Annotated in this window: 14 protein-coding genes and 3 tRNA genes; 6 read left to right on the top strand and 11 right to left on the bottom strand. The window is 40.9% G+C overall.

The annotated features are described in order from the left end of the window. The first annotated feature begins 335 nt into the window (after positions 1-335). Positions 336-1,121 carry a DUF2071 domain-containing protein gene (locus H3T75_RS09690; RefSeq protein ID WP_198211611.1) on the top strand — a complete coding sequence of 262 codons (786 nt, stop codon included), beginning with the start codon at positions 336-338 and terminating at the stop codon, positions 1,119-1,121. A 104-nt stretch (positions 1,122-1,225) separates the two neighbouring features. Here the strand turns inward: H3T75_RS09690 and ruvC are convergent, their stop codons facing one another. From ruvC to H3T75_RS09670, 4 genes are all read right to left on the bottom strand, one after another. Then, positions 1,226-1,777 carry a crossover junction endodeoxyribonuclease RuvC gene (gene ruvC, locus H3T75_RS09685; RefSeq protein WP_198190467.1) on the bottom strand — a complete coding sequence of 184 codons (552 nt, stop codon included), beginning with the start codon at positions 1,775-1,777 and terminating at the stop codon, positions 1,226-1,228. 130 nt (positions 1,778-1,907) lie between these two features. Beyond that, entirely contained in the window at positions 1,908-2,609 is a 702-nt protein-coding gene (murU, locus tag H3T75_RS09680) for an N-acetylmuramate alpha-1-phosphate uridylyltransferase MurU (RefSeq protein WP_084584953.1), read from the bottom strand. 131 nt (positions 2,610-2,740) lie between these two features. Further along, entirely contained in the window at positions 2,741-3,970 is a 1,230-nt protein-coding gene (locus H3T75_RS09675; protein WP_198211632.1) for a PilT/PilU family type 4a pilus ATPase, read from the bottom strand. Positions 3,971-4,356: 386 nt separating this feature from the next. Further along, on the bottom strand, positions 4,357-5,400 hold the full coding sequence (locus tag H3T75_RS09670) for a type IV pilus twitching motility protein PilT (protein ID WP_025329881.1): 1,044 nt from the start codon (positions 5,398-5,400) through the stop codon (positions 4,357-4,359). A gap of 159 nt (positions 5,401-5,559) precedes the next feature. Here H3T75_RS09670 and H3T75_RS09665 point away from each other — a divergent pair, with 159 nt between their 5' ends. Next, positions 5,560-6,279: a YggS family pyridoxal phosphate-dependent enzyme gene (locus tag H3T75_RS09665; RefSeq protein ID WP_084565110.1), complete on the top strand. Its 720-nt coding sequence runs from the start codon at positions 5,560-5,562 to the stop codon at positions 6,277-6,279. 76 nt (positions 6,280-6,355) lie between these two features. Here H3T75_RS09665 and pdxY read toward each other — a convergent pair whose 3' ends face one another. Together pdxY and H3T75_RS09655 are read right to left on the bottom strand one after the other, a co-directional pair. Next, positions 6,356-7,222, bottom strand: a complete 867-nt coding sequence (gene pdxY / locus H3T75_RS09660) for a pyridoxal kinase PdxY (RefSeq protein WP_198211610.1) — start codon at positions 7,220-7,222, stop codon at positions 6,356-6,358. A 645-nt stretch (positions 7,223-7,867) separates the two neighbouring features. Continuing rightward, positions 7,868-9,622: a VWA domain-containing protein gene (locus tag H3T75_RS09655; RefSeq protein WP_198211609.1), complete on the bottom strand. Its 1,755-nt coding sequence runs from the start codon at positions 9,620-9,622 to the stop codon at positions 7,868-7,870. A gap of 310 nt (positions 9,623-9,932) precedes the next feature. On the opposite strand from H3T75_RS09655, the gene proC reads away from it, so the two are divergent. The 3 genes from proC to dksA all read left to right on the top strand — a co-directional run bounded on the left by proC (position 9,933) and on the right by dksA (position 12,634). After that, positions 9,933-10,730 carry a pyrroline-5-carboxylate reductase gene (proC, locus tag H3T75_RS09650; RefSeq protein ID WP_078475016.1) on the top strand — a complete coding sequence of 266 codons (798 nt, stop codon included), beginning with the start codon at positions 9,933-9,935 and terminating at the stop codon, positions 10,728-10,730. Between the two features lie 761 nt (positions 10,731-11,491). Next, complete coding sequence (locus tag H3T75_RS09645) at positions 11,492-12,055, top strand: YggT family protein (RefSeq protein WP_025329876.1); 564 nt, start codon at positions 11,492-11,494, stop codon at positions 12,053-12,055. A gap of 162 nt (positions 12,056-12,217) precedes the next feature. Continuing rightward, positions 12,218-12,634, top strand: coding sequence for an RNA polymerase-binding protein DksA (dksA, locus tag H3T75_RS09640; protein ID WP_025329875.1), 417 nt, complete (start codon positions 12,218-12,220; stop codon positions 12,632-12,634). A 217-nt stretch (positions 12,635-12,851) separates the two neighbouring features. Here the strand turns inward: dksA and rnhB are convergent, their stop codons facing one another. From rnhB to H3T75_RS09615, 5 genes are all read right to left on the bottom strand, one after another. Beyond that, the gene (gene rnhB / locus H3T75_RS09635) at positions 12,852-13,484 is read right to left on the bottom strand and encodes a ribonuclease HII (RefSeq protein WP_232336261.1); all 633 of its coding nucleotides are present in this window, start codon (positions 13,482-13,484) and stop codon (positions 12,852-12,854) included. Next, complete coding sequence (gene lpxB, locus H3T75_RS09630) at positions 13,465-14,637, bottom strand: lipid-A-disaccharide synthase (RefSeq protein WP_110413809.1); 1,173 nt, start codon at positions 14,635-14,637, stop codon at positions 13,465-13,467. The genes rnhB and lpxB overlap by 20 nt, the downstream gene beginning before the upstream one ends. A gap of 131 nt (positions 14,638-14,768) precedes the next feature. After that, a tRNA-His gene (locus H3T75_RS09625) sits at positions 14,769-14,844 on the bottom strand. A 19-nt stretch (positions 14,845-14,863) separates the two neighbouring features. After that, a tRNA-Arg gene (locus H3T75_RS09620) sits at positions 14,864-14,940 on the bottom strand. A 38-nt stretch (positions 14,941-14,978) separates the two neighbouring features. Then, a tRNA-Pro gene (locus H3T75_RS09615) sits at positions 14,979-15,056 on the bottom strand. A gap of 212 nt (positions 15,057-15,268) precedes the next feature. Between H3T75_RS09615 and folD the strand changes: the two genes are divergently transcribed. Next, positions 15,269-16,132 carry a bifunctional methylenetetrahydrofolate dehydrogenase/methenyltetrahydrofolate cyclohydrolase FolD gene (folD, locus tag H3T75_RS09610; RefSeq protein WP_198190465.1) on the top strand — a complete coding sequence of 288 codons (864 nt, stop codon included), beginning with the start codon at positions 15,269-15,271 and terminating at the stop codon, positions 16,130-16,132. The last annotated feature ends 141 nt before the right edge of the window (positions 16,133-16,273 follow it).

The following is a 16,273-nucleotide window of genomic DNA, read 5'->3' as shown; positions in this document are numbered from 1 at the left end:
TCTATCATTGCATAATGCTCTTTTTAATTTATTCACATAATATTTAAATTAAATAATTTTACAATTATGACAAATATATTAAATGAATATTCCCCCGTTTACAATAAGCTAATTAGCTTTTAAAAATATAATTCTTATCTAATATTCTTTATATATAAAACTATTAATTTATGATATAGGATTATCATTTATTTATAATGTAAATCTTTAGATTAAATTTATAATATATATTAATTTATGTTTATTTTTGTAAATTTAATATATATACTTAGTTTAGGAAATTTTATGATTCCTGATACTGATTAGATTTTCAGATAAGAATTAAAGGTATTGATATGCTAACGCCTCTTAAATTTAAAGATTTTCTGCATCCGCGTCCTGCTCCATCAGGCATAGATGTAGACTGTAAATTAAAACATTTTGCTATTATTACTTACGCGATTGATGCAGAGAGATTTGCAGGATTATTTCCATCACGTTTTCAGCTGGATAGTGTCATAATTAATGGTGAGCAAAAAGGCTTGTTATCAGTAGTACCTTTTATAGATGTTGATTTCACTTCAGCCGTTTATCCGTTCCCTGTTTTTACCATGGGGCAAACCAACTATAGAATTTATATTATAGATACCACTACTGGTGAACGCTGTGTCTGGTTTTTGGGCACAACTCTGGATTCCTGGACGATTATGGTACCCCGGAATGTATGGAAATTACCCTGGCATCGGGGCAAAATAAGTTTTTATTGTCACTTTGACCCACTTTCCAAATGTTACCAGCATTATGAAATGCATACACAGTCTGACTGGGCATCTGCACAGGTACAATTAAGCCAGCAGCCAGACCAACAATTTCATTTTCAGGGGTTTCCTGATAATGAAACTGCACTGGTATATCTGACTCATCCACTGGCCGGCTTCTACTACCGGCGTAATGGCAAATTGGGAACTTACCGTGTTTGGCATGATCGACTGGACGTAAAGCCGGCAAAACTTGAGTCAGCACAATTTGGCCTGTTAAGTAGAATGAATTTAGTTAATGAGGATGAACAGCAGCATCCCTACAGCGTTTTACTTCAGCCTATCAACGAATTTACCATCTATTTACCACCTACAGCGTTATAGATTTTATCAACAAAAATTATAATTTACTAATTGTATTGTTCTGCACATAGAAAATAGAAATAAGTACTTTGACAAATAGCAGAATATCGTCTGGCAGACAGAATTCAACGAAAACGACCAGATTTAATGGTTAGCCCCTGTTGAATTTTTGAAGCCAGACTATAATTTCGTAAAGCATGAGTTAATGCTACCGCTAAAGCATCCGCAGCATCAGCCTGAGGCGTACCCGAGAGTGACAGCATTTGCACTACCATATGCTGCACCTGCTCTTTAGCAGCTTTCCCCTTACCTACTACAGCCTGTTTGACCTGTAATGCAGTATATTCAAATACAGGCAGTTCTCCCAGGGTTAATGCTGCCAATACGGCTCCACGAGCCTGTCCCAGTACCAATGTTGCAGCAGGATTAACATTGACAAAAACCTGTTCTACAGCAGTTTGCGTTGGCTGATAGGTTGTAATCACCTCACGTAAATTTTGAACGATTATACGGATACGCTCAGCTAATGGGGCACCTAAAGTCGTTTTAATACAACCGGAAGCCACATAAATATGCTGGCTACCGATGACATCAATAACTCCAAAGCCGGTAACTCGGCTGCCAGGATCAACGCCCAGAATTCGAATATGAGTTTGCTCTGTCGGCTGTTTTTGCATGTTTTACTACTTAATCGCTGAAAAACAAGGATTTATGCTGACCGGTTGTGACACTATCTTATAAAACGGATATTCGCTCTGCCAGCTGAGTAAATTATGTTACCGTATATTAATCATATCTGTTAGTGATTCATGATATTTTTTCAGCAAACCATTGATTTGCTTGTTGCAATCGCTCTACTGTACCTACATCCAGCCAATAGCCATCATAATACTCACCGCTCACCAGCCCGGTTTGCATAGCTGTACGCAACAAAGGTGCCAGTTTAGCCCGGGTATATCTTGGTATCTCATTAAAAAGAGCTGGATGATAAACACCTACACCACTGAAAGTAAATGTCAGGTTTTCTGGCTGTCGATCAATAATATCTCCTTGGTCCGTCAGGCTAAAATCACCTTCTGGATGATGTCCCGAATTATTAACCAGCCATAAATGTGCCAGCTTACCTGTTTGCTGTAACTTTTTACTAATCTTGAAAGCCTGTGCAAAATCAATATCGGTTAAGACATCTCCGTTTATAACCAGAAAAGGGGCATGACCCAATAAAGGTAAGGCTGTAGCAATCCCTCCGGCCGTTTCCAACCCACCCTCGGCTTCTGCTGAATAACGGATATCCACGCCATAAGCATGCCCTGAGCCTAAAGTATCTTCAATTTGTTGTCCAAGCCAGGCATGATTAATAACAATATCATTAAATCCGGCTGCCTTTAACCGCCGTAAATGATGAGCAATTAAAGGTATACCACCAACATTCAGCAATGGTTTCGGACAAGTATCTGTCAGTGGACGCATACGCTCACCGCGTCCGGCAGCAAGAATCATGGCTTTCATGGTGATTGATTATTCCGTAGTAAATACAGTTAAAATTACAGGCTGATAGATCAAGCCGATAATATAACAGGCAAAGCATATAGCTTTGCCTGAATATTCGAAATCATAGCTGATTAATACATTTAATTAATTTAAATCAGATTCAAATCTGCCCCAGTATCAAAGATTGCCGCACCCTTTTCACCCTGTTCATACAGATTAATACGTAAACGTAAGTCATTGGGTGAATCAGACTGACGCAAGGCTTCGTCAAAATCAATAATACCATCAGCATATAACTGAAACAGACACTGATCAAAAGTTTGCATGCCATCATTACCTGCTTTAGCCATCAGTTCTTTTATCTGCATTAATTCGCCTTTGTAGATATAGTCCTGAACAGTTACGGTATTAATAAGCAAGTCAACCACAGCACGACGGCCTTTACCATCTTTTTTCGAAGCCAGGCGCTGACCAATAATACATACCAGATTCAGTGCCAAATCCATCAATACTTGTTTATGCTGCTCTTCCGGATAAAAGTTCAGAATACGTTCAATAGCCTGATTTGCACTGCTGGCATGCAGAGTAAAAAAGCATAAGTGGCCAGTTTGAGCCAGCTTTAATGCATACTCCATGCTTTCATCACTGCGCACCTCCCCCACACAGACTACATCAGGAGCCTCACGCAGTGCACTTTGCATAGCATTATCCCAGCTCAGTGTATCTACGCCTACCTCGCGATGAGTAATAATGCTTTTCTTAGGTTTATGAACATATTCAATCGGATCTTCAATAGTCAGAATATGGCCAGCAGAATTAGCATTGCGATAATCCAGCATAGCAGCCATAGTAGTGGATTTACCGCTACCGGTAGGACCGGCAAGAATAATCAGCCCGCGTTTTTTCATTACCAGCTCGTCCAGCACCGGTGGGAGAAAAAGGCTTTCAGTAGTTGGAATATCGGTGGTAATCCGGCGCAGTACCATACCTACCCGACCTTGTTCATGATAGGCATTTACCCTGAAGCGCACGCCGTTTTTAGCAATAATGGAATAATTCAGATCCAGTTCTTGGATAAACCGCTGACGTTGCGCCATGGTCATGGTTGACATAGCAATTTTGGCAGTTTCATCTGCAGTTAAAGGCTTAGTAGGCGCCGGTGTGATCTTACCATCTATTTTCCATGATGGCGGGAATCCGGGACTGATAAAGATATCAGCAGCATTTAAACGCACAGCTTCCACAGCCATTTTTTCCAGTACCGGATGGAGGTGGATGGTTTCCCGTTCGAGAGTAAGGGAAGCAGGAGAACTGGCAGAGGCAGCTGCACTGATATCTGGTGTATGTGAATCTGTCATTGTGCTTGTAGGTTTTGTCATTGTATTGATTTCAGAAGTAACAGAAGTCTTTGCAGGAATACGTTCTGCAACCGGTACAGATACAGCTTTTTCAGTTTGTGATACCGCTGTAACAGCAGATTTTGTCATATTTCCGGCAGTGGCTTTTGTGTTTGGCGTTGATATTTGGTTTGCTGTCGTTACCGTAACCTCTTTTGCAACAACATTAGACTGCGGTTGTTCTGTTGTCACTGTGGATGTATTGGCAGCTGTACCGGAAGCAGAATTATCGGTAGCCCCGGTTGCTGCAGGATGTTGATAATGTTTAACCATATCTGCAAGTAAATCAGTCAAAGCGGACGACTCCTCAGCAGAACCTTTCAACGTACCCATATCAATACACTTTCCTATATAAAAACAACAAACAATTAGCCTACCAGCTGATCCGGACTTACTGCTTTGGCACGTGCAACATCTATACTAATACGGTTTTCACGCACTAATTGCTGTAAACACTGATCGAGTGTCTGCATTCCAAATTTCTGACCAGTTTGTAAAGTAGAGTTGATCTGAGCAATTTTGTTTTCTCGAATCAGGTTACGTACTGCCGGATTACTGATCATAATTTCATGTGCTGCCACACGGCCGTTACCATCTTTGGTTTTAAGCAGAGTCTGAGAAATCACTGCCTGCAAACTTTCTGACAGCATAGAACGAACCATTTCTTTTTCGCCTGCAGGGAATACATCCACAATACGGTCAACGGTTTTAGCAGCACCTGTGGTATGTAAAGTGCCGAATACCAAGTGACCTGTTTCGGCAGCAGTTAAGGCCAGACCAATCGTTTCAGGGTCACGCATTTCGCCTACCAGAATCACATCCGGATCTTCACGCAGTGCCGAACGCAGGGCATTGGCGAAACTATGAGTATGCTGATGCAGTTCACGCTGATTTACCAACGATTTTTTACTTTGATGGACAAACTCAATCGGGTCTTCAATTGTTAGAATATGACCGGCATCATTATTATTGATATAGTCGATCATTGCTGCCAGTGTAGTTGATTTACCGGAACCAGTAGGGCCGGTTACCAGTACCAGCCCGCGTGGCAGTTCTGCAATTTTCTGAAAAATTGCCGGAGCCCTCAGTTCTTCAAGTGTAAGAACTTTACTCGGAATGGTACGCATAACGGCTGCAGGACCGCGTTCAGTATTAAAGGCATTAACACGGAACCGCGATACATTGGGCAATTCGAACGAAAAGTCAGTTTCCAGGTTTTGCTGATATTCCTTGCGCTGATAATCGTTCATGATAGAAGCAATCATTTTGCCTACTTCTTCTGCACTCAGTTCAGGCAGATTGATACGACGGATATCACCATTAACGCGTATCATGGGAGGCAGACCAGCACTCAGATGCAAGTCGGAAGCTTTATTTTTAACGCCGAAGGCCAATAAATCGGTTATCTGCATATTTACTCCATTATGCTTGCCTGCATAATACAGGCACAAAATATGGTTCTTATTCTAATCAAGTTGTCGTATCTTTAAAATGAAAATATTTGTCACTATGCCAAAATTTTTACAAATATACTTAGATCTAATCAGAAAAATTGAAAAATACCATTAATTATGAAAAATACAGTCATCTTAATTCAACACTGGCAACAGGTACTGGCAAACATAAATGATGTCTGCCGGCAAACTGCGGCCCCACAGCCGGTACAGCTAATTGCTGTCAGTAAAACCTTTCCTATCAATGATATCGTTACTTTATATGAGGCTGGCCAACGCGATTTTGGTGAAAACTATATTCAGGAATTCAGCGAAAAAACCAGTCAGCTTGCTGAACTGGATATTGTTTGGCACATGATAGGGTATATTCAGTCAAATAAAAGCCGAATTGTGGCAGAACGGGCACACTGGGTACACACTATTGATCGTGAAAAAATTGCCCGGAGGCTGCATGAGCAGCGTCCTGAATGTTTACCACCACTCAATGTCTGCATTGAGGTGAATATTTCAGCAGAAAGCAATAAACATGGTATTAGTCCGGATAAAAGCGAATTACTGGCACTGGCTAATATCATCAGCGCATTACCTCGTCTTAAACTGCGCGGACTTATGTGTGTAGCCAAGGCCGGCAGCACAGACTCTGAATTACAGCAACAGTTTCAACAGATGCAAAACCTGTTACAGTACTTGCACCAGGTCGGCTTTGCAGTTGATGTATTATCAATGGGTATGAGCGCGGATTTAAGTATTGCTATAGCTTGCGGAGCTACTCATGTACGGGTAGGCAGTGCAATTTTCGGGCAGCGCAACTACACTCAGACAGAAAATAATTCTTAGAAATAAAATTATGCCGGTAAGGATTTCTTACCGGCAGCACAAAAATTATCATCATTATGATAAATATATAAATCAATCAGGCTATTTTCTCAGCCTGAAAGCGATGTGTAGAATGAGCAATTTCTTCTTGAGCAGCGACCAACTGCAACTCATACTGCCGGCGTTTCAGAGTTTCCAGCATAACGCCGTATACTGCAGCAGTAGTATGCTCAAATGACTCCAGCAAGGTCTTACCGGACAGATAATCAGCCAGAAAAATACCACTGGTCATATCTCCCACACCTACCGGCTGCCGTTCACCAAAATCCACCAGTGGCCGGTGAATATGCCATGCTTCCTCAGCAGTGACCAGCAGCATTTCAAAACGGTCTGTCTGATAGCCGGCACGGCTCAAATGTTTCACCAGAACCACCCGCGGACCTTTATTGCATAAAGCACGACAGGCTGCAACTGCTTCCTCAACATTATGAATACGTTGTTTGTTGTTCAATTCTTCCAGCTCAAACAGATTCGGCGCAATCATATCACTCAGCGGCAAAGCCACATCACACAAAAATTCAGCTACACCACCTGCCACAATACAGCCTTTTTCCGGATGTCCCATTACCGGATCACAAAAATAAATGGCTTGCGGGTTAGCCTGTTTCACTTTTCTGACAATATCAGTAATCGCATTGCCTTGCTCAGCTGAACCCATATAACCACTTAGTACAGCATCACAATTTTTTAATTCATCAATTGCAGCAATACCATCTGCAATATCCAGTAAATGTGCAGCCGGCATTACCATACCTTTCCATTGCTTGTACTGAGTATGGTTAGAAAACTGTACTGTATTTAATGGCCAGACATTGACACCTAACCGACGGATAGGAAAAACAGTAGCACTGTTACCTGCATGACCAAATACCACGTGAGACTGAATTGAAAGTATATTTTTCATAATAATGCCATTTACAATCCGATGAGTGCTTACCCGGCGGATTTCATAAAAACCTGATAATCAGCTAAACATGCTAAACGAAACTGATTATACTCAGATTATATTGGTTCGGATAAATCATTACTTATATCAACACCTCAGCCCGGAATCTTGCTTTTCATACCTGTATACACACTAATTACGACATAATTTGTCCGGATTTATCTCTAGCATTGCAAAAATAATACGATATAAAATTTATTTACAAAATACTCAGATATTCATCTAACAGTCAAACCTTGTATTTTATTTTTTCTCAATAATTATTATTAGTTTTATACATTTAGATTACATACTGCATATCATGACTTGAACAATACAGATTCAGATTGCAGAACATAAACCAATAGTTAAATTGAATTAAACTAAAAACAATTATTTTTTATCACTGAAATTAATTATAACCTTTAAATTACTTCAAAAGCATAAATGTTCGTATTTACCAAATCTGATAATTGTAGTGAGCAAACAAGACTGATTCATAAGCAATAAAAACGAAAAAGCCAGCTTTAAAAAACTGGCTTTTTTAGTTATTAAACTATCCGGTTCAATAACTCTGTTTATTTTCTATTAGAAATAGAATTTAATATGCTACTGAATCATACCTTAGTTGTTTTTATCTTCCAGAGCAGCTGCCTTTCTGACTAATTTTACAAATTCAGCACGGTAGCCCTGCTTATCCTCACCTTTGGCATTATTTGCCCAGCTTGCTATCTGCTGATAAGATGTTTTAGACAGTTCAGGATTATTACGCAATTTTTGTCCGTATGCTGCTACTGCGGTCATAAACCGTGTTTCTACTCCGGCTTTAGCAAAAGAACTGGCCAGAGCTTTCTTTTCTATAGGCAGGGAAGCCAGTTCACTTTTTTGACCACGTGGTGCTTTCCAGCGTAATTTAAGAAAAGCAATTTCATTATTGTTTGCATTTGTAGCTGTTGCAGATTTTTTGCTCTGATAACGTAAAGGATCAATACTTGGTTTACCACCGGCCAGCGTCAGTTCATATAAAACCGTCAGCTTTTTCCCTGCACCAATATCACCTGCATCAACTTTATCATTATTAAAATCTTCCTGCTTTAACTGCCGTTTTTCATAACCAATCTGGCGATACTCGAGTACCTGAGCTGGGTTAAATTCGATCTGAGCTTTGACATCTTTAGCTACCGTAACCAAAGTGGCACTCATCTCCTCCTGCAATACCTTTTGCGCTTCTTCGAGACTATCGATATAGCTGTAATTACCATTACCTGCATCGGCAATCTGAACCATCATTGCATCATTGAAATTATTAGTACCAAAACCAAGTGTAGATAATGTTATACCCTTTTCTTTTTCTCTGCTGACAAATGCTTTCAGCTCTTCTGTGCTATTAATACCAACATTAAAATCACCATCAGTAGCCAGCAATATCCGATTGATTCCACCTTTTACTTTGCCCCGTTCAGCCATCTTGTAAGCCAGCTGCAGCCCTTCTCCGCCAGCGGTACTGCCCCTAGCTTCAAGTTTATTAATGGCAGCCATAATTTTGGCTTTATTACTACCAGAGGTAGATTCCAGCGCCACTCCGGCACTTCCGGCATAAGTAACAATAGAAACCTTATCTTGCGGACGCAGTTCATTTACCAGTAACTTTAATGACTGTTTAAGCAAATCCAGCCTGTCTTCACCATCCATCGAACCGGACGTATCTATCAGAAAAACAAGATTCGACGGCGGTAATTGATTAAAATTGACATCATTTGCTTTAATATTAACTCTTAACAGAACCTTATCTGTATTCCATGGGCTGGGTGCGAGCTCATAACCGGCAGAAAAAGGAGAACCCGTTATTGACGTTAATTTCTCATTCGAAGCACTTGGAAAATAATTAATGAACTCTTCTACTCTCACTGCATCAGGATGCGGCATCCGGCCATGTGCAATAAACCGTCGGCTATTTGCATAACTGGCTGTATCCATATCCAGACTGAATGTACTAACAGGTTCAGTAACTACCTGTTTTACCGGGTTATCAGAATAATTTTTATATTGCGCAGTATCCGGCTGCTGAGTTTCAAATACAGCCCTTAAGCCTGGACTCTGATAGTCTGCCCCCCTGAATCCTATTCTGGAATCATACCCCTCGATGGATGAAGATATACTCCCTGCCCCACGTACCTTATAGGCAGCAGCAGACAAGCCCAGAAATTCCGATGACTTTTTTTCATGGCGATAATCTGATTGATTGCTGGTGCTATCCGTACTACTAACCCTATCCCTACTACTGGTGCCAGCCGTATTACAAGCACTCAGTATGCTGGTTAATAACACCAAGACTAAACCATAAGAAGCCTTACGACCTATTGATTTTATTTTTAACATAAATATTCTTTATTTATCAGATAAAAATACATTATTAACATAATAGTCAAATTAACACCAGTAATTTTATTTGGTTCTTTTCAGCTTTAAAATCAATAAAATCAGTAGAATAAGATATTAATTAGTTAATATTCAGCTGCTGAATCTGAAGCTGCAATCCATATTGACTTTATCCATTACACATTGAACCTATAATTAAGCTAATATTGAATATAAAAGTCTTTACAAACCAATATTGTTTAAATTTATTCAATTAAGACAATATTACCGGTTAAGTTAATTATTTTTAATAAAAACTGAGGAAAATCTTATGAACGTATATTTTCTTGGCGGTGGTAATATGGCAACAGCTATCGTAGCCGGTATGACTCAGCAAGGCGGTTATGAAATTGAAGTAATTGACCGTAATCAGAATAAACGACAATATCTAAGCGAACGATATCAGGTACGTACCAGTGCTAAATTAACAGAACTGGCAACCACAGATATTCTGGTACTGGCAGTTAAACCGCAAGATATGCAGCAGGCTACAACCGGTATCCGGCTTAACGGTGCGCTAGTATTAAGCATAGCAGCAGGCTTAACAATAAGTACTTTAAGTCAGTTTCTGGGTAATTATCAGCGTATTATCCGTATTATGCCCAACACCCCCTGCCAAATTGGTCAGGGAATCTCCGGTATGTATGCACCGGCAGGCATAAGTAAAGCAGACAAAACCATAGCAGAAAATATCATGCGCACAACAGGCGAAGTAGTATGGCTGGAAGAAGAAAGTGGCATTAATCGTATCGCTGGTATCAGTGGCAGTGGTCCGGCCTATGTCTTCTATTTTCTTAATGCCCTGCAACAGGCTGCCATACAGCAGGGTTTCAGCCCTGAAGAAGCTCACCGTCTGACACTTGGAACATTCAAAGGTGCTGTAAATCTGGCAGAACAGTCTGGCACCGAATTTGCTCAACTACAAAAAAATGTAACATCTAAAGGTGGCACCACATTTGCTGCGACTTCAGTTTTTGACCAGCATCAGCTGACACAGGTTGTAATTGACGGTGTGGCTGCCAGTGTTGCGCGAGCAGAAGAAATGCAGCAACAACTTGCACCTTTTTAAAAGATATTATTTTGATATAGAGTCACATTTTATTAAAAACTTCAGGCGTTTTTATGAAGTACATTAAAGAGTATATTTTTAACATATTCACTTATAATGTACTTCATTTATTGATATTTTATCTTGTTTATATTAAGTTTTAAAAATACTTCAATGTTAATCGACGAATCCAAATCTATATTTCTGGCTTTTACTTAACAATAATTTATTTTACATATTTAATTTATTGGTTTTGATTAATTAGTAAAATTAAAATACTTTCTCTCTATGCAATTATTGGCACTGTATTAATCATCGATAAAAATTCATCAAATATATTAATTAGCAAAACAAATGTACTCTTGTGAAGGGTACAAAATGAATAAAATAACAATACATGATTTGATTATTAAATATAGTTAAAGTAAACCAATATTTGCTCGGTGTGCAGAGGAAAAATTTTATAGCTGCTATAGAAACGTACTTTATCAGTCAAAGCAAAATTCAAAACCAAGAAAAGCTGCGCATATCATAGCACTGCAATTCAGATCAGATTTTTAGACTATGAGTTCTGCCCACTATGGATTGTATTATTACAGCGGTAAACCCGACTTTAAATAAAAAAAATTATATTTATCAAATATCATTATTTATCTCTTATATTGTATACAATATAATCTTAAGTCAGAATTTGTTTGTTCAAATTTTTCCATAATATAATCCGCCCGAATCTTTTTCTATAAAAAGAAAGTTCAATATCCGTCGGACATTAAAGGCAATATGTGATTAGTAAAACATTATTTTTATTAGCCAGTGCACTGAGTATTATATGCTGGGCCCGGCTTCTGTTACAGTGGGCTAAATTACCTTTTCTGCATCCTCTGGCTCAGTTTTGTGTACGCAGTACCAACTGGCTGGTACGTCCTCTGCGTAAAATTATACCGCCATTGTACCAATGGGATATTGCCTGCATTCTGGCTACTGTCATTATTTATTACCTGGCATGTACGCTAAATCTGTTTATCAGCCTTAGATGGGTATTACCGGATATTCGCACTATTGCAGCCAGTCTGGCTCTTTGCATTCTGTTTTCCCTGAAAGCACTGTGCTATGTATTATTCATCGGGTTGGTAATAAGAATGTTTTTAAGTCTGAGCAAACCTTATTCAATACTGCTATTTACCTTGCAACGTATCTATGCTCCGTTAACCCGTCCGTTTGCCTTTATGCGTATTGGTAAATATGATTTTTCTGCGACAATTATTCTGCTTGTGCTCTGGCTTTGTCTCGAATGGTGGCTGCCGCAGGCAAGCAGTAAGATTTCATACTGGCTGATATTCGGATAATGTTGTCGAATGCAAAATTATTAATAAATTATAAAAACATGCTATTATGCCCGAACTTTTTTAACAGCCTGAAATCCAGTATCTGTTATTTTCAAATCCAGATTAAGCTGTCAGTTCCTGAGCTAATTGCTTAATCGAGCTATGCAAAAGAAAGACTGTACAATGGCCAAACTCACAGAACAAGACATCCAGGCCTGGAATGGCCCTGAAGAAGAATACATGAATGAAGAACACCAAGCTTTCTTCCGTGATTTGCTGTTAAAACTCCAGGATGAGCTGATTCATAATGCCAACAATACGGCCGGACATTTACAGGAGCAGGCTACTACGCCTGATCCTGCAGACCGCGCAACACTGGAAGAAGAATATGCATTAGAACTGCGCACCCGTGACCGTGAACGTAAGTTATTAAGTAAAATTCAGGCTTCATTGCGCCAACTAGACGAAGGCGATTATGGCTTTTGTCAGGATACCGGCGAACCTATCGGTCTGAAACGGCTACTCGCTCGCCCTACTGCAACTTTGTCGGTAGAAGCGCAGGAACGGCGTGAACGAATTAAAAAACAGTTTGTAGATTAATTTATCTGTTATGGACTAAAAACGCTTTCCTGCCGGGAAGCGTTTTTGCATTATTGCTACATATCATCATTGCGATAATGCATGTCTCACCGCTGATTTACTTAATTATTAACTGCTGCTAATTATTTGATATTAATTCAATAGAAATCATAAAATGTTGATATAACAGCGATGTACAGGTTAAACATAAAAAGTACAATCCCGCGGTTGAATAGCCTCAGAAACAGTATTTTCCCTGCGCCAGCAAGGCTTTCACAGGTGCAAAATCCTGCCGGTGCTGTGGCAGTACGCCAAACTGCTGCAATGCAGCAAGATGTGCGGCTGTACCATAGCCTTTATGACGGGCAAAACCATACTGCGGATAACATTTATCCAGCTCATACATTTCTGCATCACGTGCCGTTTTGGCCAGAATAGAGGCGGCAGAAATAGCGGCTATTTTGAGATCGCCCTTAACTACTGCTTCTGCCGGCAAAGTTATATCAGCAGGTATGCGATTGCCATCTATCCACACTTTGTCCGGCTGAATATGCAAACCGGCTACAGCACGAGCCATGGCACGCATAGTAGCAAACAGAATATTATACTGGTGTATTTCTGCCACATCTGCTGCAGCTACAGACCATGCAGTTGCCTGCTGCTTAATTAATATTGCCAGCTCATCACGCTTTTTCTCAGATAATTTTTTTGAATCAGTAAGACCGGGTAAATCATAATCTGCCGGTAAAATAACAGCTGCTGCATATACACTGCCAACTAACGGACCACGACCGGCTTCGTCTACACCGGCATGGCTGGGTAATACCATCATAATACCATCAGCTCTGTATTCATATTTGCCCCGTTGCATGCTGCAATACCGCCTGTGCAGACAGTTCATCAGTATTCAAACGCAGCTGCTGATGTAGTGCTGAAAAGTCTGCCTGCAAATCCTGTACTTCCTGTGGCGATTCGTACCAGTGAATCACAGCCTCTGCCAGTTTTTGTGGTGTTGCATTACTTTGCAGTAATTCAGGTACCACACCTCTGTCTAACAGAATATTAGGCAAACCAACATACGGCACTTTAATTTTATGTTTGACATATACATAGGTTAAAGGTGAAATTTTATAGCTGATTACCATCGGGCACTGGCATAAAGCCACTTCCAGCGTGGCCGTACCGCTGGTAACCAGTGCAACATCGGCTGCCTGACAGGCCATTTCTGCATGTGCAGACATTAAACGTATCGGCAATTTTTGCCACACCGGCTGAGCCAGAATATCCTGCATACGCTGCCGTGTTGCCGCCGTAGCCAGTGGTAGTAAAAACTGAGCCTGAGGATAACGCTGGTGAATAATTTCAGCAGCCTGTAAAAAAATCGGTGCCATGAAATCAATTTCACTGACCCGGCTACCCGGCATTAAAACAAACACTGGTGCCTGTTCAGAAAGTTTCAGCTGCTGCCTTTTCGCCTTTCTGTCAATAACCAGTGGCAAAGTCTGAGCAAGAGGATGCCCGACAAAACGTGCCCGTCCGCCTGCCTGCCGGTATAGTTCCGGTTCCATCGGAAACAGGCATAATACCTCGTCCACCTGTTTAACAATCTTTTTTACCCGTTTACGCCGCCATGCCCAGACAGACGGACTGACATAATGTACGGTAGCAATACCGGCCTGTTTTAAACTTTCGGCAACACCCAGATTGAAATCCGGTGCATCAATACCGACAAATACCTGTGGTCTGATTTGTTTCAGTGAACGAATCAGGCCGCGACGAATGGCCAGAATTTCCGGTAGTTTTTTGACAACTTCAACAAAACCGCGTACTGCCAGTTTTTCCTGATCATAGAGACTTTGTATTCCGGCTGCCAGCATCCGCGGTCCGCCAATACCAACAAACTGTACCCGCGGATAACGTGCACGGATCGCATTCATCAAATGGGCACCCAGTAAATCACCAGATGCTTCGCCGGCACACAAGGCTATGGTTAAAATGGGAAGTTCAGTTGCAGCTTTATTCATAGCAGGATAGCAGTTTTATAAGCAACTATTATAGTAAGACGTAATAGATAGCAAGTTTAGCAGGCGATAGTGTATTCCCGAAGGGTATCATAAAAATTAAAAGCCCAAGCAAACGGCTTGGGCTTTTATATTGGGGTGGCTGATGGGGCTCGAACCCACGACAACTGGAATCACAATCCAGGGCTCTACCAACTGAGCTACAGCCACCATAAAACTTTTCAAACTTTGGTGCGCCCGACAGGAATCGAACCTGTAACCCCCGGCTTAGAAGGCCGGTGCTCTATCCGGTTGAGCTACGGGCGCGTACTCTCAAATCTATCCGGACAAGGATTCGGTCGATATGGTCGGGGTGGTGGGATTCGAACTCACGACCCTCTGCTCCCAAAGCAGATGCGCTAACCAGACTGCGCTACACCCCGACGAGAGAGGCGAACTATACAGCCATGAAAAACTATCGTCAAGAGGTAAAGTAAATTTTTTTGCCATATTTTTGAAATATGGCTGATTTATATGAATGGCTATATATAAAAGCAGATGAAACCGCTTAAAAAAAATGCGACAATGCTATTCTTGTAAATATTAGCTGATAGTTATCTGCCATCGGCATAATCTTTTTCTCTGGAATTTTCTCATGACCGCTCAACTCATTGATGGTAAAAAAATTTCTCAACAAATCCTGCAAGAATTAACCATTCGTGTACAGCAGCGTCTGGATAATCAGCTACGCCGCCCCTGTCTGGCTGTGGTTCTGGTTGGTGAAGATCCGGCCAGTACAGTATATGTTCGCAATAAAAAGCGTGCCTGTGAAACCATTGGCTTTGAATCCCGCAGTTACGAGCTGCCTGTACACACCACTGAAGCCGAATTACTGGCCTTGATTGACGAAATGAATGCAGATAATGGTATAGACGGAATTCTGGTGCAATTACCACTGCCTGCACATATTGACAGTCAGCAGGTACTGGAACGGATTGTGCCTCATAAAGATGTAGATGGTTTTCATCCGTATAATGTTGGCCGGCTGGCGGTAAAAATGCCATTAATGCGTCCGTGTACACCTAAAGGGGTAATGACATTACTGGATGCCTGTCAGGTACCAATCACCGGTAAAAAAGCTGTTGTAGTAGGCGCTTCAAATATTGTCGGCCGGCCGCAAGCATTAGAATTACTTCTGGCACGTGCGACTGTCACAATCTGTCATAGTGCCACCCGGAATCTGGCACAGGAAGTTGCTGCGGCTGATATTGTGGTTGTAGGCGTCGGCATTCCGAACTTTGTTAAAGGTGAATGGATTAAACCCGGGGCTGTAGTAATAGATGTGGGAATTAACCGTCTGGAAAACGGACAGTTATGTGGGGATGTAGAGTTTGATGCAGCCAGAGAACGTGCATCTATGATTACACCGGTACCGGGCGGAGTAGGCCCTATGACCATAGCTACCTTAATGGAAAACACATTGAAAGCAGCAGAAATTCACGATACAAAACAATCGTGATGCTATCGGTAAAGCTATATTGTGTATTGATTACACAATAATATCAGCCATCATACAAAACAACAAACATGTTTGCTTGGTAAAATAGACATACCAGTCTTCTGACATGTACTTGATTATGATGCCGTAGAATGGCTGCCG

The sequence above is a fragment of the Snodgrassella sp. W8135 genome, from assembly GCF_016101225.1.
In the GTDB taxonomy this organism is placed as follows: domain Bacteria; phylum Pseudomonadota; class Gammaproteobacteria; order Burkholderiales; family Neisseriaceae; genus Snodgrassella; species Snodgrassella alvi.
This window is presented reverse-complemented; position numbering and strand designations above follow the sequence as displayed.